We start from the raw sequence: 23,578 nt of genomic DNA, 5'->3' as shown, positions 1-23,578 counted from the left end.
CGGTTAGGTAGCGCAGGGCCGCTGGTTGCGTGAGGATTGTTCGCGGTAGGGTTAAATGTTTACCGGAGAGACGGTCCGTAGGGTGGGCAAAGCGAAAGCGTGCCCACCATTCAGCGGCAGATCGGAACAAGTTGGTGGGCACGGCGCAAGCGCGCCTTTGCCCACCCTACGAAGTCGGTGTGTTGCGCCCCTTCCGTGCCAACTGCACCATCTCCATCAGCATCGCTTCCCCGGCGTCCACCAGTTCCTCGAGCGTGATCCGCGGCGCGCCCTTGCGGCGCACGGCGCCACTGCGCGCGAGCAGGGGAATATGGATGAACGCGGCGAGCTTTGGCCCGCCGGCCCTGACGTTTTCGATCGCGCGCCAGCTCAGGTAATTGCAGAGATAGGCGCCGGCGTCGCGCGAGGGGCGCGCGTCGATGCCGGTGAGGCGGGCGGCGCGCAGCAGCCTTGCGGTGTGCGGGCCGAAAATCATCGCGTCCGCATTGCCGGCGATGCCGCGCTTGCTCGAGCGGGTCTTGGCGGCATCAGGCCAGAGCATGGTGACGGCGTTGCGCGCGCGGCTCTCGATGCGCAGATAGGGCGTGCGTGCGGCGAGGCCGAACATCAGCAGCGCATCGGGCTTCTCTTTCGCAAGCACCTCCGGCAATTGCCGGTCCACCGCGGCATAGGTGACCGGGAAGATGTGGCTGGAGATCGCGGCATCGTCGAGTGCGGGACGGCGCAATTGCGCCAGCCGGGCGACCAGCGGCTGGGTCGGATTGTAGGGCGCGCCGGGAAACGGGCCGAAGCCGGTGAGGAGAATGCGGAGCTTGTCGCTCATTGCAGCAACTCCAGGATCTTTTCGGCGGCGAGCGCCGGCGTGAGATGGCCGTCGGCGACCTCAGTCTCGATCTTCCGGACCTTGGTCCGCACCGACGCCTCGCTGCGCAACCGCGCCAGCATGCGCTGCTCCAGCATCGACCACATCCATTTCACCTGCTGCTCGCGCCGCCGTGCGGCGAAGTCGCCGGATGCAATCATCGCCTTGCGGTGATCGAGGACTTTCTGCCAGATCTTCGCGATACCGTCACCAGTCAGCGCCGAATAGGTCTCGACCGGCGGATGCCAGTGCTCGGAGCGCGGCGTCAGGATATGCAGCGCGCCGCGATAATCGGCGGCAGTGATGTTGGCGCGCTTGAGATTGTCGCCGTCGGCCTTGTTGATCGCGATCATGTCGGCGAGCTCGACCAGGCCCTTCTTGATGCCCTGCAATTCGTCGCCGCCGCCCGGCAGCATCAGGGCCAGGAAGAAATCGGTCATGTCGCAGACCGCGGTTTCGGACTGGCCGATGCCGACGGTCTCGACCAGCACGACGTCGAAGCCGGCCGCCTCGCACAGCAGCATCGCCTCGCGTGTCTTGGCCGCGACGCCGCCGAGCGTGCCGGAGGACGGCGAGGGGCGGATGAAGGCGTCGTCAGAGGCCGCGAGCCGGGCCATCCGCGTCTTGTCGCCGAGGATCGAGCCGCCGCTACGCGCCGAGGACGGATCGACCGCGAGCACCGCGACCTTGTGGCCTTGCTCGATGAGATGCGTTCCGAGCGCGTCGATGGTGGTGGATTTGCCGACGCCGGGCGAGCCGGTGATACCGACGCGCACTGCCCTGCCGGTATCGGGCAAGAGCATCTGCACCAGCTCGCGCGCCAGCGCCTGATGGTCGCTGCGCCGGCTCTCGACCAGCGTGATGGCCCGCGCCAGCGCCGCGCGGCTGCCGGCGCGGAGGTCATGGGCGAGGGATTTGATGTCGATGGATTTGCTACTGGTCATGATTGTCTTCGCGTCCGGCCGCTACCGACCCGACCCGCGAATGTGTCCCTCAGCACAGGATTTTAGCGGTGGAAGATGGATTTGGATAATGTCCCAAACGATCTCGGCTTTCGTCATATGGTAGGCGTGGCGCAGCAGATTTCCGAAATCGATCATTTTGCGCCAGTCGATCCCTGGCTCGGCTCGCTTTACGTCATCTGGAATGGATCTCGAAGCCTCACATACGATCTCGAGAAGACGTTCGATTGCCAGGCGAGCGGTTTTTTCAGAGACGAATTGCTCAAATGTGGACCCCTTCACGACACTTTCGATGTCGGTGATGGCTTCCAGGATATCTCGCAGTCGGTCTTCCACGGTCGGCGGCATTCAGAAGACCTCGATCAGATCATCTGCGATGCGTTCGGCGATGCGCGGCTTCAGCAGGTCCCGCATCGATATCTGGGCCTGAAGGCCAAGATGGTCTTCGATCAAGTGCAGGACCTTAAAGTAATCGAACCGTGGCGCTTCCTCACGCGAGGTCGTCTCGACCAGGACGTCGAGATCGCTGTCGGGGCGGGCGTCGCCTCGCGCGCGCGATCCAAACAAGTAAAGGTGCGTGATTCCGGCAGCTCTCAGATCGGGAGCGAGCTCCCTGAGCTTCCCTATGAGTGTCTGGACTGGAATATCTGCGACCTCGGTCATGACCAGATGTTAGCACAGAGCAGCCGCCCGTCCCAGTATCGGGCGGGTCGGCTCAGCCCTCGGTGGGGCAGGCGAGGGCCCGCCCGCCCGATATCACCGGGATGTCGCCGCCACCCCGGTCCGTACCGGTTTCACCTTGCGCCACGCCCAGACCAGCACCGGCCACAGCAGCGCCCCGATCGCCATGGCGGCGAGGATCGCGGCCACGGGGCGCTCGAAAAACGGCAGGATGCTGCCGTCCGACTTGATCAACGAGGTCACAAAAGCCTGCTCGACCATGGTGCCCATGACGATGCCGAGCACCATCGCGGCGACGGGATAGCCGTTGGCTTCCATGACATAGCCGATCACGCCGAAGGCGGCGACGGTGACGATGCCGAACATGTTGTTGCCGATCGCGAACGAGCCGACCGCGCAGCACAGCATGATGATCGGCATGATGGCGGAGCGCGGTGCCAGCAGGATGTAGGCGGCAACCCGGATCATGGCGATGCCGAGCGGGATCATCAGGATGTTCGCGATGATGAACATCAGATAGATCGCGTACATGCTCGACGCTTTCTCGGTGAACAGCGTCGGCCCGGGGTTCAGCCCCTTCATGTAGAGCACGCCGATCGCGATCGCGGCGATGGTGTCGCCGGGGATGCCGAACAGCAGCGACGGCACCCAGCCCGAGGCGATGCTGGCATTGTTGCTGGCGCCGGCCTCGACCAGGCCTTCGACATGGCCGGTGCCGAATTTCTCCGGTTCCTTGGAGAAGCGCTTCGACATTGCATAGGAAACCCAGGCGGCCATGTCGGCGCCGGCCCCGGGCAGCACGCCGATGATGATCCCGACGATGTTTCCGCGCGTCATCTGCCAATGGTATTTCTTGGTCAGCTTCCACTGGCCGGCCATGATGCTCCCGAATTTGCGCCGCGGCAGCGGCGGCGGCTCGGGAGTCAGCATCGCGCGCATGACCTGGGCCACTGCGAATACGCCGACCAGCGCGGGGATCGGCTCGATGCCGCCGAACAGATCGGTGAGGCCGAAGGTGAAGCGCGGCACGCCGCCGGGATTCTCGATGCCGACGCAGGAGACCAGCAGGCCGAGGAACATGCCGGCGATCGCCTTCACCGGCGAGGAGCGCGCCACCAGCGTCGCGCACATCAGGCCGAGCAGCGCCAGCCAGAAATACTCGAAGGTCGAGAACGACAGCGCGATCTCGGCCAGCGGCGGCGCCAGGATCATCAGCGACAGCACGCCGGCGATGCCGCCGACGGCCGAGAACCACACGCCGGCCCCGAGCGCCAGCTCGGCCTGTCCCTTGCGGGTCATGGCGTAAGCCTCGTCGGCATAGGCGGCGGACGCTGGCGTGCCGGGGATGCGCAGCAGCGCCCCGGGGATGTCGCCGGAGAAGATCGCCATCGAGGACGCGGCGACGATGGTCGCGATCGCCGCGATCGGCGAGAGATAGAAGGTGACGGGGACGAGCAAGGCGGTTGCCATCGTCGCCGACAAGCCCGGCAGCGAGCCGATCACGAGCCCGTACACCGAGGCTGCGAACATCGCGATGATGACCTCCCAGGTGGAGATCAGTGCGAACGCTTCAATCAGGGTTTTCAGCATGGGATCACCAAGGCGTCGGCAACAGGCCGGCGGGAAGCGGCACGCGCAGCAGCTTGCCGAAGATCAGGTGGATAGCGAACGGCGACAGCGCTGCGAGCGGCAGCGCCAGCTTCCACTTCGCCCCCAACGCGGTCGAGGTGACGTAGACCATGATCGCCGCGGTTATGATGAAGCCGAGCCGGTCGGCCGCCACCACGTAGAACAGCAGCAGCGCCGGCGGCAGCAGCGCGCGCAGGCCGTACAACTTTCCCTGCGGCGGCGGGGCAGCCGCTAGCTGGCCATCCTCGAGCGGGATCAGCTCTTCCGCGTCCTCGAAGGTGTGGCCGATCCCGAACACGATCGCGAGCCCGCACAGCGCCAGCCCAATGCCGATCACGAGCGGAAATACGTTGGGGCCGACCGGCTGCCCGGGCACCGGCGGCAGCAGCCAGCCGCCATAGGCGGCTGCTGTGCCGAGCACGACGAGAAACGATCCCGTGACGGAGTCGGGAAGGCGCATGGGAGAATCCTATGAGATTTCTTCTCCCTCGCCCCGTTCTTACGGGGAGAGGGGTGGGGTGAGGGGCTGCGTCCACGATGGAGGTGAAAGCCGGACTCGCGGAGCCGCGTCCTCACCCGAATTTGCGCTGCGCTCAAATCGACCTCTCCCCCGCAAGCGGGGAGAGGTGACAAATCACGCCTTGCTCAGACCCGCCGCCTTCATCGCTTCGCCCATCTGGGCGTCGCCCTTGTCCATGAAGCTTGCGAACTGGCCGGCATCGCCCCACACGGTGCCGAAGCCCCGATTGCCCATGAAGTCCTTGAACTCGGCGGAGTCATAAACCTTCTGCAGCGCCGCGGTGAGCTTCGTTGCGATCTCCGGCGGCAGGCTCTTCGGCGCGCCGATGCCGCGCCAGGCGCCGGTCGCGTAGTCGATGCCCATCGCCTCCTTCAGCGTCGGCACGTCCTTGAAGATTGGATTGCGCGCCGGCGCCATGATGGCAAGGCTCCTGGCCTTGCCGGCCTCGATGATGGCGCGGGCTTCCGGCACCGAGCAGGTGGTGAGGTCGAGGCCGCCGGCGGCGAGGTCCTGCATCGCGGGTGCGGCGCCGTTCGACGGAACCCAGGCGACCTGGTTGGCGGGCAGGCCCATCGCCTGCATCCAGCCGACCAGCGCGAGATGCCAGATGCCGCCCTGGCCGGTGCCGGAGGCCTTGAACTTGCCGGGAGGGGCCGCCTTGATGGCTTCCGCGAGTTCCTTCACCGTCTTGTAAGGCGAGGAGGAGGAGACCTGGATGCCCGGGGGATCTTCGTTCATCAGCGCGAGCGGGGTGTAGCTCTTCGGCGCCAGCTCGGTCAGCCCTTGCCAGTGCATCATCGAGATTTCGACCGTGAGCATGCCGATGGTGTAGCCGTCGGGCTGCGCGGTCGCGATCGCGGTATGGCCGACGACGCCGGAGCCGCCGGTGCGATTGACCACGTTGAAGGGCTGGCCGAGATCCTTCTCCAGCAGCGCTGCGACAATGCGCGCAGTCGCGTCGGTGCCGCCGCCCGCGCCCCAGGGCACGATCACGGTGACGGGCCGCGCCGGATAGGCTTGTGCAAGTGCGGGTGTGAGGCCGAATGCGGCGGATGCCGCAACCGCAGCGGAAGAGGCCGCAAAGGTGCGGCGCGTAATCTTGGACATCAATGCCTCCCAGCGGCGCCCATGACGTCAGGCGCTCTTGCCAATGGCGACATTCTAGTCGGCTTTGCAGCGCGGCTGCAAGGCAACGCGACCAGCGCTTAGAGAGCTACGCGGCGTTGCTCACGACGGGATCACTGCGGCTCGTCCGCGTCGCCCTTTGGCCGTGCGCCACCGAAGATGCGGGTGCCTTCCGCGCTGAGATAGGGCTTCAGCGTTTCCCACGGCACGAATGCGACATATTCGCCCTCGGCGTAAGGGCCGACTGCGTAGGGCGGGTAGTGGAAAGTGAGGCCGGAACTCTTGCCCGCGTCGGTTGAAGGCGCGAGCGTCACCGCGCCGATCTTGAGCAGGCTCGGCTCCACGCTCTTGAACCATTCGTCGGTCGCGGTCTCGCTGGTATCGCGCTTCTTCTTCTCGATCTTCAACGATGCGATCACCGCCTTCACCATTGCCTTCATGGCCGCGCCGTTGTCGGCGGTCTCGGCGAAGAACGGGCGGATGGAGATGCGCTTGTTCTCCGCCTTGTCCCACAGGACCGTGTTCACATCGGAATTGGGATGGGCACCGTGGGTGTCCATATAGTCGTTGCGCAGGATGCTGACATAGCGGTCGGCAACGACGGAGCGGACCGCATATTTGCGCTCGAAGTCCCAGCCGCCATCCCTGAAGAATTGCGGATCCTCTTTGCGCGAGGCGGCGGCTTCTGCCGCGTTCTTGTCGATCCACTTCTTGCCTTCAATCAGGCAGTCGGCCGCCAGCGCCGCATCGACCTTGACCTTGTCGTCGAGGAAGACGCGGGCTTCGATGCTCTTGGTCTTGATGACCGCGTCGGGCTTGCGATCGGCGGCATGCGCGGTAGCCAACAACGCGCTGCAGGCTGCGACCAAAGTTAGCGCGCGCATCAACGCTGGCGCGGAAAATATCACGCACTGTCCTTTCGAAGGTCGATAGCGACCTACTCCGCCGCCTCGCTATGCCCGAGCCGGGCGTTCAGCTTGCGGATCAGCTCCTCGGCCGCGTCCGCGATCACGGTGCCCGGCGGGAAGATGGCTTCCGCGCCGGCCGCGTAGAGTGCATCGTAATCCTGTGGCGGCACTACGCCGCCGACAATGATCATGATGTCGTCGCGGCCCTGCTTCTTCAGCGCGGCCTTCAATTCCGGCACCGCGGTGAGGTGGGCGGCGGCAAGCGAGGAGACGCCGAGGATGTGGACGTCGTTCTCGACAGCTTGCCGCGCGGCTTCGTCGGCAGTCGCGAACAGCGGCCCGATGTCGACGTCGAAGCCGATATCGGCGAATGCCGACGCGATCACCTTCTGGCCGCGGTCGTGACCGTCCTGGCCGATCTTTGCGACCAGGATGCGCGGGCGGCGGCCTTCCGCCTCCTCGAAGGCGTCGATCAGTGCCTGAACCTTCTCGACCCGGTTACCCATGCTGGACGCCTCCCGCTTGTAGACGCCGGTGATGGATTTGATCTCGGCGCGGTGCCGGCCGAACACCTTCTCCATCGCGTCCGAGATCTCCCCGACGGTTGCCTTCGCGCGCGCGGCGTCGATCGCCAGCGCCAACAGATTGCCGTTGCCTTCGCCGGCCGAGCGCGTCAGCGCGGCGAGCGCGGCCTCGACGTCCTTCTGGTTGCGTTCGGATTTCAGCCGCGTCAGCTTGTCGATCTGGAGCCGGCGGACATTGGTATTGTCGACCTTGAGAATATCGATCGGAGCTTCGTCGGTCGGCTTGTATTTGTTGACCCCGATCACCGCCTGCTTGCCGGCATCGATGCGGGCCTGGGTCTTGGCCGAGGCTTCCTCGATGCGCAGCTTCGGTACGCCGGCCTCGATCGCCTTGGCCATGCCGCCGAGCTCCTCGACCTCCTGGATGTGGCTCCAGGCCTTGGCGGCGAGGTCGCGCGTGAGACGCTCGACGTAATACGAACCGCCCCAGGGATCGATGATGCGGGTGGTGCCGCTCTCCTGCTGCAGGAAGAGCTGGGTGTTGCGGGCGATACGCGCGGAGAAATCGGTCGGCAGCGCCAGCGCCTCGTCGAGCGCGTTGGTGTGCAGCGACTGGGTGTGACCCTGCGTCGCCGCCATCGCTTCCACCGTCGTGCGCATCACGTTGTTGAAGACGTCCTGCGCGGTCAGCGACCAGCCGGATGTCTGGCAATGCGTGCGCAGTGACAGCGAGCGCGGATCCTTCGGATTGAAAGGCTTGAGCAGTTTCGCCCAGAGCAGCCGCGCGGCGCGCATCTTGGCCACTTCCATGAAGAAGTTCATCCCGGTCGCCCAGAAGAACGACAGCCGCGGCGCGAAGCGGTCGACATCGAGGCCCGCGGCAAGGCCGGCACGAAGATATTCGACGCCGTCAGCCAGCGTATAGGCGAGCTCGAGGTCCTGCGTCGCCCCGGCCTCCTGCATGTGATAGCCGGAGATCGAGATCGAATTGTATTTCGGCATTTTTTGCGAGGTGTACGCGAAAATGTCCGAGATGATCCGCATCGAAGGCGCGGGCGGATAGATGTAGGTATTGCGCACCATGAACTCTTTCAGAATGTCGTTCTGAATGGTCCCTGAGAGCTTCTCCGGCGGCACGCCCTGTTCCTCGGCGGCCGCAACGTAGAGCGCGAGGATCGGCAGCACCGCGCCGTTCATGGTCATGGACACGCTCATCTGGTCGAGCGGAATCCCGGCGAACAGCGTGCGCATGTCGTAGATGGAATCGATGGCAACGCCGGCCATGCCGACGTCGCCGCCGACGCGTGGATGGTCGCTGTCATAGCCGCGATGGGTGGCGAGGTCGAAGGCGACCGAAAGGCCCTTTTGTCCGGCCGCGAGGTTGCGGCGGTAGAACGCGTTGGAGTCCTCCGCCGTGGAGAAGCCGGCATATTGCCGCACAGTCCAGGGCTGGTTGACATACATGGTCGGGTAGGGGCCGCGCAGATAAGGCGCGATACCCGGATAGGTCTCGAGGAAATCGAGCCCGGCCAGATCGGCCTCGCTATAAGCGGGCTTCACCAGAATGCCCTCGGGCGTCAGCCACGGCTCGGCGCTGCCGGTCGGGGCGCCGGTGGCGGCTCGCTCGAAGGCGACGTCGGCGAAATTGGGAATGCGGCTCATGCTTTCAACCATATCATAGGCGCTTAATCATGATCCGGATGCTGATGGCTGACGATGGTCGCCATCTTCTCCGGTCCGTAATTCTGCTGCGTGGTCTGGCTTGGTAGATTGGCGATCCCGACCACCCAGCCGAGACGGGACTCGGTGCCGAACTGCCGCGTCGGCACCACGTGGTCGGGGCGGTCGAACGCGCCGGTCATGATCTCGATGCGGTCGCCGTCGATGCGGCCAAAGCTCAGCGGCGTGCCGCAGGCGGCGCAAAAGCCGCGCTCGGCGATCGAGGAGGAGCGGAAGAACGAGGGCTGCCCCTTGGTCCAGGCAAAGTCCGTCTTGTTGACGTCGGCAAAAGAGGCGAACGGCGCGCCGCTGGCCTTCTGGCACATCCGGCAGTGGCAGATCGAAACCCTGTTCGGCGCCGTCATGACTCCGAAGCGCACTGCCCCGCATTGGCAGCCGCCGGTGAGAACGGGTTTGCCTGCTTCCGTCATGGCTGCTCCATCCGTCGATACGTGTCTTGCAGCGTCGCAAGCGCATCGCCACCGGCAAAGACGAAGCCGGTGACGCCGGCTGCACGCAGCGCCGCCTCGGCATCAGTCGGGCGGCCTGCCAGATAGATAAGTCGGGCCCCGGCGGTTTGCAGGGCCTTCGCCGCGGCTTCGGCGTGTTCCGCATACACCTTGTCGCTGGAACAAAGACAGGCGAGCCCGGCACCGGAGGCTTTAAAGGCTGCAGCTAACTGGGCCGGATCGGCGAAGCCCTCGCTGTCGACGGCCTGGATGCCGCCGGTCTCGAACAAGCTCTTGGCAAAGGTCGCGCGAGCCGTGAAATCGGCGGGCGTGCCGAGATTGGCCAAGAACACTTTCGGCCGCGCGCCGCGGGCCTTCAAGGCCGCATCGGATTTGTCCCGCAGCGCCTCGAACGGTTCCGCTAGCCGGATCGGCGGCAGCGCGTCGAACTTGTATTTTTGCTCGCCATAAGGCGGCAGCGCGATCGGTGTCGCCTTCAACACCGCAGTCTCGTTCTCGTGCAGGTTCGGAAACTCGCTGGCGCCGGTCAGCACGTCGCGGCGTTTTGCGATGTTGGCGTCGCGGGCTTTTCGCGCGGCTGCGACCTTGCTCTGGAACAGGCCCTGCTGAAGCGCAGCGAAGGCGCCGCCGGCTTTCTCGCTCTCCTGGAACAGCGCCCAGGCCGCATCGCAGAGCTGGCCCGTCAGCGTCTCGATGCCGCCTGCGCCTGCCGCGGGATCGCTGACCTTGGCGAGATTGCTCTCTTCCAGCAGCACGGCTTGCGTATTGCGCGCCACGCGCCGCGCGAACGGATCGGGCAGGCCGAGCGCCAGCGTATGCGGCAGCACGGTGATCGCGTTGGCGCCGGCGAGTCCGGCCGCAAACGTCGCCATGGTCGCGCGCAGCATGTTCACATAGGGATCGCGCTGCGTCAGCATGCGCCAGGCGGTATCGGCGACGATGAACAGCGGTTTTGGCGCGAGCCCGCACGCCGTCTCGATACGCGCCCACAGCAGTCGCAAGGCGCGGAATTTTGCCATGGTGAGGAACTGATCTGCATCCGCGGCAAGCCGCGCATAGACCATGCCCTGCGCCTGCTCCAGCGGAACGCCGGCGCCTTCGATCGCGCGCAAATAGGCGATGCCGCAGGCAAGCACGAAGGCGAGCTCCTGCGCCTCCGAGCCGCCGGCATCGTGGATCACGCGTCCGTCGGCCGAAGCGAACGGACCCTTGAAGCCGAGCGCGGCCAGGCCCTTGATGCCGCCGGTGACGGCCGGAACGATCTCATCCCAGGTATAGGGGCTGTGGCCCCACACCGCGGCGGCCGCGAGCGGGTCGAGGCCGAAGCGGATGTCGCAGGCGGCGGGATCGATGCCATTGCTCTTCACATATTCCGCGACGTGGATCGCCGCCATCCGCGATTGCGGACCGATCTCGAGCTCCAGCCCGATGCCGGCATCGAGATGGATGTCCTTCAAGATCTTTGCGACTGCGTCCGCGGTCGGTTCCAGCCCGAAACCGTGAGCGGCATTGCCGCCGGCGAACACCAGCGCAAGCCCTGTCGCGCCATTTTCGAGATCGGTCAGTGCCTGCTCATTCGCCGCACTTGCATCGGGATGGTCGATCCGCTGCATGATCTGCCAGGGCGCCGCCGCCGGCCGCCCCACCACGGGCGCAACACCTTTGGCGCGCGGATAGAGCGGCTCGATCTTGAGTCCGTCATAGGTCTTGCCGACCAGCTTCTCGAACGGCGCGCCCTTCAGCACGCCATCGACCAGCTTGCGCCAGTCTTCGACGGTCGCCTTGGGAAAATCCGCCGCCAGCGGCAGGTCGTCAGTCGCGGAGGTCATGCGGCGAGGGGCTCCCGAAAATCTTGTTGTTCGCAGGCGAAATTGCCACGGCCGGCCGTCCCTGCAAACGGTTGTTTTTGGTTAACCGGTATCCGGAAGCCGCTCAATGCCTTGTGTCGAGACGCTGGCGAGACCGTCATGGACACGAATGCCTGCGATCACGCGGTCGGGCGCGATCTCGGCCAGCGGCACCAGCACAAAGGCGCGCTCGAACAGGCGCGGATGCGGCAGGGTCAGATCGGGTTTCTGCATCGAGACGTCGTCATACGCGATCATGTCGAGATCGAGCGTGCGCGGGCCCCAGCGCCGCTCCTTATCGCGCATGCGGCCGAATTTCTGCTCGACCTTCTGCATCACGAACAGCAGCGCATGCGGATCGAGATCGGTCTCGATCTCAACGCAGGCGTTGATGAAGGGAGCCTGGTCCTCGTCGCCCCAGGGCGGCGTCGCATAGTCCGACGAGCGCGCGATCAACGCCGCCTGCGCCATGCCGCAGATATGGGCGATCGCCTTCTGGAAGGTCGCGCGGACATCGCCGACATTGCCGCCGAGCGCGATCAGGACGCTTGCCATGTCAGGGGTGCCGCGAGCGCGTCAGCATGACGCCGACGTCGTCGAAGATCGCGGCGATCGGCGCATGCGGCTTGTGCACGGTGATCTTGACCGCACGGATGCGCGGAAAGTGCGACAGGATGGCGTCGGCGACCGCGCCGGCCGCGCGCTCCAGCAGCTTGTAGTTGGTGTTCTTGAAGGCCGCGGTGGTGGTCGCCACGACGTCGGCGTAGGACACGGTGTCGGCGAGCCGGTCGCTGCGGGAAGGCTCCGACAGGTCGGTATAGAGCTCGAGGTCGATGACGAAGCGCTGGCCGACTTCCGTTTCGTGCTCCATCACGCCGTGGCGGGCATGGATCGACAGGCCGCTCACGAAGATCGTATCGGTCATGGCTTGCTCTCGATTGCGTGCGCCACTCGCAGGGCCTGCAAGGTCTCGGCGACGTCGTGGGTGCGGATGATTTTCGCGCCGCGCTGCGCGGCGATCAGATGCGCGGCGATCGAGCCGGCGAGCCGCTCTGTCGGCTCCGACGGCGACACCGAGGCGATGAAGCGTTTTCGCGAGGCACCAACGAGGATCGGCAGGCCGAACATGTCGAATTCACGCAGCCGCGCTAGCGCGGTCATGCTCTGTTCGGCCGTCTTGCCGAAGCCGATGCCGGGATCGAGCACGATCTTGTCGCGGGCGATGCCGGCTTGCGTCGCGATATCCAGCGAGCGCTGAAAGAACGCCTTCATATCCGCAATGATGTCGATGGCGGGATCGACGCTGTCGCGGTTGTGCATGACGATGACGGGGACGCCCTTCGCGGCCACCGTCGGCGCCATGCCGGCATCGCGCTGCAGGCCCCAGACGTCGTTGGCGATCGCCGCGCCCTGGGCGAGCGCGAAGGCCACGACTTCCGCCTTCATGCTGTCGATCGAGACCGGCACGCCGAGCGCCACGATGTCCGATAGCACCGGCCTCAGCCGCGCCAGTTCGTCTTCCGCCGTGACCGGCCGGGCGCCCTTGTAGGGCCGGGTGGACTCGGCACCGATATCGATGATGTCGACCCCGGCCTCGATCATCGCCCGTGCCCGCGCGAGCGCCTGCTCGGGCGCGATGAATTCGCCGCCGTCGGAGAATGAATCCGGGGTGACGTTGAGCACGCCCATCACCGCCGGGATCGGCCGCTCCAGCAGCGTCCGCAGCACGTCAGGCCCGACTGAACCGGCCGCCGGGACGGATGGGGAGGGCGAGGCATTCATGCGGCCCGCTTTAGCGGTCGGGGAGGGGGAGTCAAGACGGGAAGGCGTGGGTTGCCAGCGTTGGGCAGGGCGTCGCACACCCTCGCTGTCATTGCCCGCGAAGGCGGGCAATCCAGTATTCCAGTGACAGCACCGCGATACGGAGGAGCCGCGGCGTACTGGATACCCCGCTTTTGCGGGGTATGACGGCGGAGTTGGGGGATGCATTGTTGCCCATCGGGCAAAACGATGCCGAGAGAGTAGCGCCCACTCCGTATGCGGAGAGGGGCAACCCTAATACGAAATCTTAGGCGGCAGCTTCTTCGCTTTGGCGATGATGTCGCCGACCGACTTCTCCGAGGGCAGGATGCGGAGCAGCTTTTTCTTCTCGTTGGCGTCCCGCATGCTCTGGGCGAGCCTTGCCGGATTTCGGTAGGCGAGCTCGCGCACGGTGGTGACGCCGGCGGCGCGGACCAGGCCGACCTTGGCCCTGCCCATGCCGGGAATGCGCATGTAGTCGGAGACGTTGGCCCATTCCAGCAGCAACTGCTCGCTGATGCCGGTCTTGGCGGAGAGCGCCTTGCGGCCCTTTACGGTCGAGGCCGCCTCGAGCAGCGCATCGGTGGTGCGGATACCGTGCGCCTTCAACTTGTTGGCGGCAAAGGCCGACAGGCCCTCAATCTCGGAGATCGGATATGTCATGATACTCGATGTGAAATGCGCAGGCGTCAGGCGAACTGGCTGAGGCCCGGGGTCCCCGCGATGATCTTGCCCATCTGATCCGCTCCGATTTTGTCTCGGCCGAAGCGAAAAAGTTCACGGGCGACGTTCTGAATCTCGGACATGCCGAGTCCCATGCCCATCAGGCGCGTGCTGACCGCCATCAGGCCGCCGCCCATCAGCCGCGACAGTCCTCCGCCGCTGCGGGATGCCTCGATTGCCGCTTCTGCACCTGGAATCTGGTCGATGAGTACCTGGACGCTGTCGGAAGGACCCTCGTTGCGGAGGAAGCCCAGGATAATGCCGACGGTCTTTTCAGCGACAGCACTATCTATGCTGGCGTTTGTCGCCAGCCGCCCGATTAGCTCGTCCATATGGCCGCCCCTCAGCCGGTTCACATGCCGGAGTATTGCTTTCGAAAATGATCTTGAGCCGGTGTGATGTGAAATACAAGCGATGAACGCCACCAACGTTCCGATTCAGTCTCGAACGCGCGAGAAGTGTTGCAGCGATGCAAGAGCGGAGATGAAATCGGCAAAAAAATGCCGCGGTGCGAATGCGTCGTTCCTACTTTCGGCGGGATGTCACCCACATGTTTCCGACGATGTCGCATGCCCGGAGCGCGTTGAATGGTTTCAATCAGCGCGCGATATGCGTTAAACTACGGAACTGGTGCATTCGAGTTTCGATATGCGAAACAGGGCAGAGAGATCAGGGAATAATGACCGCACAGGACAGCAAGCTCGGTGATACCGACGACAAGATCTTCGTCGGTAAAGGAAACGAGCAGGCATGGCTGACGTTGGCATTCGCCAATCGCCATGGCCTCGTCACGGGTGCAACCGGAACCGGCAAGACGGTCTCGCTGCAAGTGATGGCGGAAGGATTTGCGCGCGCCGGTGTTCCGGTCTTCGCGGCCGATATCAAGGGCGACCTCTCGGGCATCTCGGAGGTCGGCGAAGCCAAAGATTTCATCGTCAAGCGCGCCACCGAGATGGGACTGACGTTCGAGCCCGACCAGTTCTCGACGGTGTTCTGGGACGTGTTCGGCGAGCAGGGCCACCCGGTGCGGGCGACCGTCACTGAAATGGGCCCGCTGCTGCTCGCACGTATGCTCGACCTGAACGACGTGCAGGAAGGCGTGCTCAACGTCGCCTTCCGCGTCGCCGACGACAACGGGCTGACGCTGATCGACATGAAGGATCTGCGCGCGCTGCTCGATGCCATCGTGCCCGATGCCGGCAAGAAGGGGGCGGATGCCGAGGAGAGTCCGCTTGCCGAGATCAAGAAGGCGGCGCAGGGTTTTGGCAACGTCACCAGGGCCACGGTCGGCACCATCCAGCGCCAGCTTCTGGTGCTGGAGAACCAGGGCGCCACCAAATTCTTCGGCGAACCGGCGCTGACGCTGAAAGATTTCATGAAGACCGACCGCGACGGCCGCGGCATGGTCAACATCCTCGTCGCCGACAAGCTGCTGCAGAGCCCACGGCTTTACGCGACATTCCTGCTGTGGATGCTGTCGGAATTGTTCGAGGAGCTGCCCGAGGCCGGTGACCTGCCCAAGCCGAAGCTGGTCTTCTTCTTTGACGAGGCGCATCTGTTGTTCAACGACGCGCCCAAGGCGCTGATGGACAAGATCGAGCAGGTGGTGCGCCTGATCCGCTCCAAAGGCGTCGGCGTCTATTTCGTGACGCAAAACCCGGTCGACGTCCCCGACCGCGTGCTCGGACAATTGGGCAACCGGGTGCAGCACGCGCTCCGCGCCTTCACTCCGCGCGACCAGAAGGCGGTCGCCGCCGCGGCCCAGACCTTCCGTCCCAACCCGAAGCTCGACACCGCCCAGGTGATCATGGAGCTCGGCAAGGGCGAGGCGCTGGTGTCCTTTCTCGAAGGCAACGGCACGCCGGCGATGGTCGAGCGGGTGATGATCCGGCCGCCATCGGCCCGGATCGGACCGATCACGTCCGAAGAGCGCAAGGCGATCATGGATGCAAGCCCGGTGAAGGGCAAATACGACACCGCCGTCGATGCAGAGTCCGCCTACGAGATGATCCAGAAGCGCATTGCCGGCACGGCTGCGACTGCGGATGCTTCGGCGGGCGGCGGAGGCGGCGGCATCCTCGGCCAGATCGGCTCGATCGTCGGCACCATCTTTGGCACCAACGTCAAGCGCGGCCGCCTGTCGACGGGCCAGGTCATCGCGCGCGACATGACCCGATCGGTCACCAATCAGGTGATCGGGGGGATGGCCGCCAATATCGGCAAGTCGGTCGCCGGCCAGCTTGGTGGCTCGATCGGCCGCACGCTGGTCCGCGGCGCGCTCGGCGGCTTGCTGCGCAGGTAGGCAGAAAGCCTCGTTTGAGGCAATTCCTCCGCAAACCCGCCGCTTGTGCGCGGTGGGTACAAATTCGGGTGATCAGGACTCTCCAAGCGTCCGTCGGTCTGCTAGGTGCTATGGCCCCTGACTGGACCACACCGTGACCTCACCTGAATCTTTCGTTCGACCCGGCACATTCCGAAGACTGTCGCTACGTGCGCCGCTCGACCTGCTCTTCCTGCTCTGCTGCTTCATCCTGGCTGCCGATGTCCTTGGTCCCGAGATCTTCGGGCACGGCAAAACCAAGGACTACGGCCTGTGGTACTGGGCCGGGCAGCAGGTCTTGAAGGGTGGGCCGCTCTATCCCGGCGACATCCACCAGTACTTCGAGTTCATCTACCCACCGCTGCCGGCGATCCTGCTGGCAGTCCCGAGCTGGTTCGGCAAGATCGCGCTCTACAGCGTGCTGTCGGTCCTGAATATTGCGGCGTGGTGGTACACCGGGATGCTCTCCAATGCCATGACCGGTTCGGGCCGCACGCCTGGCCCCTGGCTGGAGGCACTACCAGCTGCCGTGACCGTGACCTTCGTGTTTGACATGTTCGATCTTGGACAGCCGAACCTCGTCCTGCTGGCGATCATGCTCTACGGCTTCTGGAGCTTGCAGCATCAGCGCTCCTGGCTCGCAGGCTTCATGTTCGCGCTCGCCACCGCGATCAAGGTGTTTCCCATTGCGGTGCTGCCCTATCTGGTCTGGCGGCGAAAGTGGGGAGCCGCCGTCGCTACGGTCGCCTTCACCGGCATACTTCTCTACATCGTGCCGGCTCCCATTCGCGGCTTCGAGCGCAACGCCGCCGAGGTCAAGACCTGGTATCAGGGCATGGTCGGGTCGAGCTCGGAAAAAGGATTTGGCCAACGCGACGAGCAGAACTGGTCGTGGGTGAACCAGTCACTCATTGCTGTCACGCACCGGCTGGTCCGGCCAATCAACTACAATCAGGAGGATCCCAACAAGCCGCCGCGCACGATGAATGTCATCGACGTCGATTACAGGACGGCGAACTGGATCGTGCTGGCGCTGTCGGCGTTGCTCGGACTCGGCTTCGTCGCGGTCATGCCAGGGCGAGCGCGGCGTACGGCGCGCTCGGACGCCGAGGAACTCGGCATCCTGTTCTGCCTGATGACGGTGGCATCGCCGCTGGCGCGACAATACTATTTCATGTGGCTGTTCTTCCCGATGACGGTGCTGATGCATCGTGCCGCCTTCGACGAGCGGGCGAACGTACGCCTGGGAACCTGGCTCGCCCTTGGCGCCGCCGGCATCCTCATGCTGCTGGCGCTGCCGTGGTTTCCCAATGTCTTCCAGGCCTGGGGCAATAACCTCGTCGCCACGGCGATCCTCACAGCTAGTCTCGCATGGCACATCCGGCATCCGCCGGTTGCGGCTGGCCCCGACGCCGCGGCAGCGCTAAAAGCCGATAGTTCTTGAGAAGACATCTTTGAGTCCCGACGTCTTGGGATTCGAACGCAGGGAATACGACCAATGGCAAATGCGCAGCTTCAATCCGTGCTCGACCACATCGACAAGGAGTTCGACAACAGCCTGGAGCGTCTGTTCTCGCTGTTGCGGATCAAGTCGATCTCCGCCGATCCGGCCTTCGCGGCCGATTGCAAGGCGGCGGCCGAGCATCTTGCCAGGGACATCGCGAGCCTCGGCGTTGCGACTGAAGTGAGGCCGACCGCCGGCCATCCCGCGGTCGTCGGCAAGAGCGTCGCGGGCGGCCGGCCGCATGTGCTGTTCTACGGCCACTATGATGTGCAGCCGGTCGATCCGCTCGAACTCTGGCACCGTCCGCCATTCGAGCCTGTTGTCACCGACCATGCCGACGGCCGCAAGATCATCGTGGCGCGCGGCGCCGAGGACGACAAGGGCCAGGTCATGACCTTCGTCGAGGCCTGCCGCGCCTGGAAGAAAGTGACGGGGTCACTGCCGATCGACGTCACGTTCCTGATCGAAGGCGAGGAAGAAGTCGGCTCGAAGAACTTCGTGCCCTTCATCGAAGCCAACAAGGACGAGTTTAGGGCGGACTACGTGCTGGTCTGCGACACGGGCATGTGGGACCGCAACACGCCGGCGATCACGACCTCGCTACGCGGTCTGCTCTATGAGGAGCTCAAGATCACCGCCGCCAATCGCGACCTGCATTCCGGCGTGTTCGGCGGCAGCGCGATGAACCCGATCCGGGTGCTGACCAAAATTCTCGGCGGGCTGTTCGACGATGACAACCGTATCACCATTCCCGGCTTCTATGACGGGGTGAAGGATACGCCGCCGGACATTCTCGCGCAGTGGAAGAAGCTCGACTTCACGCCAGACACGTTCCTCAAGCCGGTTGGGCTATCGATACCGGCCGGCGAGAAGGGCAGGCTCCTGGTCGAGCAGGCTTCCACGCGTCCGACCTGCGACGTCAACGGCATCTGGGGCGGCTATATCGGCGAAGGCTCAAAGACGGTGATCCCGTCGCATGCATCGGCCAAGGTCTCGTTCCGGCTGGTCGAAGGGCAGGATCCGCAAAAGATCCGCAAGGCTTTCCGTGAGTACGTGACGGCGCGCATTCCGGGAGACTGCAAGGTCGAGTTCGGCGATCACTCTGCCGGGCCTGCGATTGCGCTCGACTGGAACATGAAGCCGCTCGCCGCGGCCAAAACCGCGCTGACCGAGGAATGGGGCAAGGAGACCGTGCTGATGGGCTCGGGCGCCTCGATCCCGATCGTCGCCGACTTCAAGCGCGCGCTGGGGCTGGATTCGCTGCTCGTCGGTTTTGGCCTCGACGACGACAACATCCACTCGCCGAACGAGAAGTACGACCTCCGCAGCTTCCAGAAAGGCATCCGTTCCTGGGCGCGCATCCTCGCGGCGCTGGCGGAGGTGAAGTAGGGCGCTCTTTATCCTCGTCGTTGCGAGTGCGTAGGGTGGGCAAAGGCGCAAAGCGCCGTGCCCACCATCTGTCCCGGATCGCGATCGGCAATGGTGGGCACGCTTCGCTTTGCCCACCCTACGAGACCTTACAAATAAAAACGCCGCCCGGAATTGGGCGGCGTTTCATTCCAAAAGGCGTAGAGGTTCGTTAAACGCTACCCTACACCAAATCTCGAAAATTTCAAGACCGGTAGCCCGGCAGCTCGCGGTCCAGCTTGCGCAGCAATGGCGGCCACACCAGGTTGGTGGCGCGCAACTCGGCGCGGTCGCGGTTGGCGAGCAGCTCGGTATTCTTGTCGATCGCGACATCGTCGACCGGATAGACCGGCGTGCCCAGCGCGCGCGTACGTACCTGCATCGAGCAGGCGCGCTCAAGGTGATACATGCGCTCGAAGGCCGAAGCCACCGAACGGCCGACCGTCATCGTGCCGTGGTTGCGCAGCAGCATGTGGTTATGGTCGCCGAGGTCCTTCTGCAGCCGCGGCCGCTCGTCGTGGTCGAGCGCGATGCCTTCGTAGTCGTGATAGGCGAGGTCGTGGGTGACGAGCTGGGCGGTCTGGTTCAGCGGCAGCAGGCCTTCGGCGCTGCTCGAGACCGCGGTGCCGTCGAGGGTGTGGAGATGCAGCACGCAGATGGCGTCCTCGCGCACCTCGTGGATCGCCGAGTGGATGGTGAAGCCGGCGGGGTTGATGCTGTACTCGCTCTCGGAGAGCTGGTTGCCGTGCAGATCGACCTTGACCAGGCTCGACGCCGTGATCTCGTCGAACATCAGCCCGTAGGGGTTGATGAGGAAATGATGGTCAGGGCCGGGCACGCGCGCGGAGATATGGGTGTCGACCAAATCGTCCCAGCCGTAGAGCGAGACGAGACGATAGCATGCGGCGAGATTGACCCGTTGCTGCCACTCGGCCTCCGTCATGTTCGACGGCACTTCCTTCAGGCGCGCTTCCGCTGGCGACATGGTTGATCTCTCCGAACATCGTTGTTGCGGGGAGGGAGCGTAGTCCTGCCGCGAGCTGCCAGCAAGGCACACAAAGCGCGGCAGTCCAGCGTAGCCCGCATGAGCGAAGCGACATGCGGGGCTGCCTGATAGGCCCCGGATGTCGCTGCGCTCATCCGGGCTACGGTCCGGAGGAATTTATTACGGCGCCGGGATCGAGAGCAGGCTCGAAATGCTGCTGCCGCGGATGTCGTAGACGCGGGCGAACACCACGTCGTCGCGCTTGATCTCGACCAGCACGGGCGCGGTGAGGCCCTTGCAGTAGAACTCGCCGAGAGTCATGGCGAAATCGGCGGCATTGGAATCCCAGCCGATGGTGAAGTCGGGCCCGAGCGCGACCTGGGCGGGGCGCTGCGGACCGCACACCGCGACCTTCCATTTGCGGTTTCGCGGCGGCACTTCCTGGCGTTCCACCAGCTGTTCGCGCAATTCGTCCGAGGCCTGCTTCAGCGCCAGACCCCAATAATCCAGCATGAAGCGGTCGTCGGCGCCGCGCACGGTGCCGGCGATGTGGTTGAAGTGGGTGTATTGATAGGGATGCAGGCGGATCATCTCGGCGAGCGAGAGCGCCAAGCCAAAGCAGAAGGTGGCGAGCACGACCGGCTGCCAGGTGCGGTGATTGGCGCGCAGGCGCTCCATGGCCCAGCCAAAGGCGACGCCGCCGAGCACCGCCATCGGCGGGATCACGAAGACGAAATGGCGAATGCCGTTGTACAGCGCCGGGCGCTTCACCATCGCAATCGCGAGCGGCAGCGTCGCGGCGAGCGTGAGCATCAGCAGGATGGTCTTGCGGCGGGCTGGAACCTCGCGGCGCGGCAGCAGTGCGAAGGTGCCGATCACGGCGCCGAACATCAGCACCAGCATCACCTCTGGCAACTGAAGCGCGAACAGCGTCGGCAGATAGGACCAGGGCATGTCGGGCACGGAAACGATCGCGCCGTCGAACATCTCCTTCCAGGGTTTCTCGAAGAAGTGCGAGAAGTAGGTCAGCGCCTCGAAGGGATTGCCGGGCTCCATGATCGACCACGGCCAGATCAGCCCCATCACGAGATAGCCGAGCACGAGGCCGGGCAACAGCACGTAGACGACATAAGCGAAGCGTCGGACCGATTCACGCAGGCCCTCGGTGCGCAGTTCCTCCAGGAACAGCGGCATGAAGCCGATCACGGCATAGACCAGCGCAAGGCCGCCGAGGACGCGGGTGCCGAGCGAGAGGCCGGCGCCAAGGCCGACGATCAGGATCGTGCGCGGCGACGGCTGCGGATATTCCTCGGCAAGGCGGACGAGGCCCAGCATCAGGATGATCATGGCCACCGCGAAGGGCGCATCCTTCGGGTTCATGAACATGTGGCCGTAGAAGATCGGGCAGAGCGCGAGCAGCAAGAGTGAGGCAAGTCCCGCAAGGGGACCACCGACACGGCGGCCAAGCCGCCACGTCACCGCAAGTCCGACCACGCCGACGACGGCGCCGACCAGCCGGCGCGTCTCGAACAGCTCGAGCGGAATCACCTTGTGCAGGAGGGCCGCGACCATGTCGAAGCCGCCGCCATACATGTAGAGGTTGGCAAAGGAGAGGGCCGCGGTGTCCTTGAAACCGGAACCGAACATGCGCAGCAGCAGATCGGCGTATTCGGCGTGGGTGTAGTCGTCCCAGCCGAGCCCGTAGTCGCGGAAGGTCAAGCCTGCAATGACGGCGACCGCAGCCAGCACCAGCATGGCGAGATCGTCGCAAGTCCGTTCAACCGAGCGCCGCAGGGGCGTGTCGATCGCCGAAGTCGTGATGGATGTCATGGCTATTGGTGACCCGGAATCCCCTCTTGGCCCTGCTGGTGCGCGCGGGCCTGCTCCCCGGAATCCCTATAGCGCAGTTCCATTAGCAAGTAATTGGGCATTATGGCTAATTCCTGATGCGACGCAGCAAATCCGGCCAAACTTGAGAGCGGCCTAAAGTAGCGAGCCGTAGCTGAAGGGAATGTGAATAAGTCCCTGATTTCCTTTCCTTAAGGAACGCAGGTTATAATTCGACGTTGGCGTGGAACACCGGATGACGGTATCGTGGCGTGACGAGGGTCGCGTGTGGCTGCGCGGCCAGGGGTGAGTTCGATGGCGTTGGCATTGTTGATCGCGGGGATTTTCGCCGTTTTGGCGGGCCTCCTTGCGATCCTGTTCGGCTTCACCGTCAGGGAATTCAGTCTCGGCAGTACCCTCATAATCGCCGGTACCATCGGCGTCTGCTCCGGAATGTTACTGGCCGGCCTCTACGTCGTGGTCGCGGAATTGAAAGGCATGGCCCGCCGGCTGGCTGGATCCATCGCACCATCCGACGTTCGGGTCAGGCCCGTGCTGCCGGGTCTCGGGATGGCTGGAACGCCTGGCCCCGCGCCTGAGCCGGGCGCAGAGAAGATCGAGCCGGCGCCGCCATTGCCGGCCGCAGGACCGCCGCCCTGGCAGAACGAAGCAGCCGCGCGCGAGCGTCCGCGCGCCGAGCCTCCGCCACCGCCGGAAGCTCCGAGCCCGCCGGAGGTTCCGGAACCGCCGCGCCGGCGCAACCTGATGTTCGCCTCGACCTCCCGCAAGGAGCGCGAGCGCGCCGAGGCGAAGACCAGCGAGGGCTTGCCGCCGCTGCCGCATGCCGAGCCGTCGGCGGAGCCTGCCGCCCCGGAGACGCCGCCTGCGAGCTTTGACGACGCCTGGCCGAAGCCGGACCGTATGAGGCCTGCCGAGCCGCCGGCCGCCTCGCGGCGCCCGCCCCCGCGCTCGCCGTCGACCTTCGCTGAGACTGCTCCGCCGCCCGCACCGGAGCCGGCGGCCGCGGCCGAACAGGCGCCCGTGACCGTGCTCAAATCCGGCATCGTCGACGGCATGGCCTATTCGCTCTACTCCGATGGCTCGATCGAAGCCCAGATGCCGGAAGGGATGATGCGCTTTGCCTCGATCGACGAGCTGCGCGCCCACCTCGACCAGCGTGGGGCTTGAGAGAGCTGGCGCAGGCAAGTAAAGCGCTGGCGTTCTTGTTGCTTCGTCAGTAAATCAGCCCATACTCCTCAGTCATTCCATTCAGTCGAACGTATTGTTGACACGGAATACTCTGACGTCGTCTCTCCCGTGAGACGCAAGGTGGAGAAAGGCGGGGCCGATGTCGGATGCCGGGGCTAAGAATTTCATTGAGCTGACGGCGGGCATCGTGTCGGCCTATCTCAGCAACAATCCGACGCCTGCAACTGAGATTCCGAACCTGATCAGCCAGGTGCATGGCGCGCTTGTGCGCGTTTCATCGGGTCGCACCGAGACGGTGCCGCTCGAGCCCGCGAAGCCGGCGGTCTCGCTGAAGAAGTCGATCGCGCCTGATTATCTGGTCTGTCTGGAAGACGGCAAGCGCTTCAAGTCGCTGAAGCGCCATCTGCACACCCGGTACAACATGACGCCGGAGCAATATCGCGAGAAATGGGGCCTGCCGGCCGACTATCCCATGGTCGCGCCGAACTATGCGGTGGCCCGCTCGCAGCTTGCGAAGCAGATGGGACTGGGACAGCAGCAGCGCAAGCGGAAGTAG

General features: G+C 64.7%; 23 protein-coding genes. 5 read left to right on the top strand and 18 right to left on the bottom strand.

Features of this window, described 5'->3' with window-relative positions; all coding sequences use genetic code 11:
• Positions 1-166: 166 nt before the first annotated feature.
• The 16 genes from FXB41_RS34310 to FXB41_RS34235 form a co-directional block, all read right to left on the bottom strand.
• On the bottom strand, positions 167-823 hold the full coding sequence (locus tag FXB41_RS34310) for a pyroglutamyl-peptidase I (protein WP_007593573.1): 657 nt from the start codon (positions 821-823) through the stop codon (positions 167-169).
• A complete protein-coding gene (gene meaB / locus FXB41_RS34305) occupies positions 820-1,806 on the bottom strand; it encodes a methylmalonyl Co-A mutase-associated GTPase MeaB (RefSeq protein WP_007593571.1) in 987 nt (328 codons plus the stop codon). The genes FXB41_RS34310 and meaB overlap by 4 nt, the downstream gene beginning before the upstream one ends.
• Positions 1,807-1,827: 21 nt before the next feature.
• Entirely contained in the window at positions 1,828-2,172 is a 345-nt protein-coding gene (locus FXB41_RS34300) for a HepT-like ribonuclease domain-containing protein (RefSeq protein ID WP_219684880.1), read from the bottom strand.
• Positions 2,173-2,487, bottom strand: coding sequence for a nucleotidyltransferase family protein (locus tag FXB41_RS34295; protein ID WP_219684879.1), 315 nt, complete (start codon positions 2,485-2,487; stop codon positions 2,173-2,175).
• A 93-nt stretch (positions 2,488-2,580) separates the two neighbouring features.
• Entirely contained in the window at positions 2,581-4,095 is a 1,515-nt protein-coding gene (locus FXB41_RS34290; RefSeq protein ID WP_219684878.1) for a tripartite tricarboxylate transporter permease, read from the bottom strand.
• 4 nt (positions 4,096-4,099) lie between these two features.
• On the bottom strand, positions 4,100-4,594 hold the full coding sequence (locus FXB41_RS34285; protein WP_007593565.1) for a tripartite tricarboxylate transporter TctB family protein: 495 nt from the start codon (positions 4,592-4,594) through the stop codon (positions 4,100-4,102).
• A gap of 174 nt (positions 4,595-4,768) precedes the next feature.
• Positions 4,769-5,761, bottom strand: coding sequence for a tripartite tricarboxylate transporter substrate binding protein (locus FXB41_RS34280; RefSeq protein WP_007593564.1), 993 nt, complete (start codon positions 5,759-5,761; stop codon positions 4,769-4,771).
• A gap of 131 nt (positions 5,762-5,892) precedes the next feature.
• The gene (locus tag FXB41_RS34275) at positions 5,893-6,663 is read right to left on the bottom strand and encodes an RsiV family protein (RefSeq protein ID WP_219684899.1); all 771 of its coding nucleotides are present in this window, start codon (positions 6,661-6,663) and stop codon (positions 5,893-5,895) included.
• A gap of 53 nt (positions 6,664-6,716) precedes the next feature.
• A complete protein-coding gene (gene scpA / locus FXB41_RS34270) occupies positions 6,717-8,873 on the bottom strand; it encodes a methylmalonyl-CoA mutase (protein WP_219684877.1) in 2,157 nt (718 codons plus the stop codon).
• 23 nt (positions 8,874-8,896) lie between these two features.
• On the bottom strand, positions 8,897-9,361 hold the full coding sequence (locus FXB41_RS34265; RefSeq protein ID WP_007593552.1) for a GFA family protein: 465 nt from the start codon (positions 9,359-9,361) through the stop codon (positions 8,897-8,899).
• A complete protein-coding gene (locus FXB41_RS34260; RefSeq protein ID WP_219684876.1) occupies positions 9,358-11,229 on the bottom strand; it encodes a methylmalonyl-CoA mutase family protein in 1,872 nt (623 codons plus the stop codon). Before FXB41_RS34260 ends, FXB41_RS34265 begins: the two co-directional genes overlap by 4 nt.
• A gap of 81 nt (positions 11,230-11,310) precedes the next feature.
• Positions 11,311-11,802, bottom strand: coding sequence for a 2-amino-4-hydroxy-6-hydroxymethyldihydropteridine diphosphokinase (gene folK / locus FXB41_RS34255; RefSeq protein ID WP_007593548.1), 492 nt, complete (start codon positions 11,800-11,802; stop codon positions 11,311-11,313).
• A gap of 1 nt (position 11,803) precedes the next feature.
• Positions 11,804-12,172: a dihydroneopterin aldolase gene (folB, locus tag FXB41_RS34250; protein WP_007593547.1), complete on the bottom strand. Its 369-nt coding sequence runs from the start codon at positions 12,170-12,172 to the stop codon at positions 11,804-11,806.
• Positions 12,169-13,029: a dihydropteroate synthase gene (gene folP / locus FXB41_RS34245; protein WP_007593545.1), complete on the bottom strand. Its 861-nt coding sequence runs from the start codon at positions 13,027-13,029 to the stop codon at positions 12,169-12,171. Before folP ends, folB begins: the two co-directional genes overlap by 4 nt.
• A gap of 273 nt (positions 13,030-13,302) precedes the next feature.
• Entirely contained in the window at positions 13,303-13,710 is a 408-nt protein-coding gene (locus tag FXB41_RS34240; RefSeq protein ID WP_007593543.1) for a DUF4332 domain-containing protein, read from the bottom strand.
• Between the two features lie 26 nt (positions 13,711-13,736).
• Positions 13,737-14,102: a DUF2267 domain-containing protein gene (locus FXB41_RS34235; protein WP_219684875.1), complete on the bottom strand. Its 366-nt coding sequence runs from the start codon at positions 14,100-14,102 to the stop codon at positions 13,737-13,739.
• Positions 14,103-14,449: 347 nt separating this feature from the next.
• Here FXB41_RS34235 and FXB41_RS34230 point away from each other — a divergent pair, with 347 nt between their 5' ends.
• The 3 genes from FXB41_RS34230 (at position 14,450) to FXB41_RS34220 (ending at position 18,983) form a co-directional block, all read left to right on the top strand.
• Complete coding sequence (locus FXB41_RS34230) at positions 14,450-16,072, top strand: helicase HerA-like domain-containing protein (RefSeq protein ID WP_219684874.1); 1,623 nt, start codon at positions 14,450-14,452, stop codon at positions 16,070-16,072.
• Positions 16,073-16,205: 133 nt separating this feature from the next.
• Positions 16,206-17,534 carry a glycosyltransferase family 87 protein gene (locus FXB41_RS34225; RefSeq protein WP_219684873.1) on the top strand — a complete coding sequence of 443 codons (1,329 nt, stop codon included), beginning with the start codon at positions 16,206-16,208 and terminating at the stop codon, positions 17,532-17,534.
• 54 nt (positions 17,535-17,588) lie between these two features.
• Positions 17,589-18,983: a M20/M25/M40 family metallo-hydrolase gene (locus tag FXB41_RS34220; protein WP_219684872.1), complete on the top strand. Its 1,395-nt coding sequence runs from the start codon at positions 17,589-17,591 to the stop codon at positions 18,981-18,983.
• A gap of 223 nt (positions 18,984-19,206) precedes the next feature.
• On the opposite strand, the gene FXB41_RS34215 is transcribed toward FXB41_RS34220, so the two are convergent.
• Both FXB41_RS34215 and FXB41_RS34210 read right to left on the bottom strand, forming a co-directional pair.
• On the bottom strand, positions 19,207-19,986 hold the full coding sequence (locus FXB41_RS34215) for a class II aldolase/adducin family protein (RefSeq protein ID WP_007593534.1): 780 nt from the start codon (positions 19,984-19,986) through the stop codon (positions 19,207-19,209).
• 180 nt (positions 19,987-20,166) lie between these two features.
• The gene (locus FXB41_RS34210) at positions 20,167-21,816 is read right to left on the bottom strand and encodes a glycosyltransferase family 39 protein (RefSeq protein ID WP_219684871.1); all 1,650 of its coding nucleotides are present in this window, start codon (positions 21,814-21,816) and stop codon (positions 20,167-20,169) included.
• A gap of 312 nt (positions 21,817-22,128) precedes the next feature.
• Between FXB41_RS34210 and FXB41_RS34205 the strand changes: the two genes are divergently transcribed.
• The gene (locus FXB41_RS34205; protein ID WP_219684870.1) at positions 22,129-23,001 is read left to right on the top strand and encodes a DUF308 domain-containing protein; all 873 of its coding nucleotides are present in this window, start codon (positions 22,129-22,131) and stop codon (positions 22,999-23,001) included.
• 160 nt (positions 23,002-23,161) lie between these two features.
• Positions 23,162-23,578: a Ros/MucR family transcriptional regulator gene (locus FXB41_RS34200; protein WP_007593528.1), complete on the top strand. Its 417-nt coding sequence runs from the start codon at positions 23,162-23,164 to the stop codon at positions 23,576-23,578.

The organism is Bradyrhizobium canariense, assembly GCF_019402665.1.
GTDB classification, from domain to species: Bacteria; Pseudomonadota; Alphaproteobacteria; order Rhizobiales; family Xanthobacteraceae; genus Bradyrhizobium; species Bradyrhizobium canariense.
This window is presented reverse-complemented; position numbering and strand designations above follow the sequence as displayed.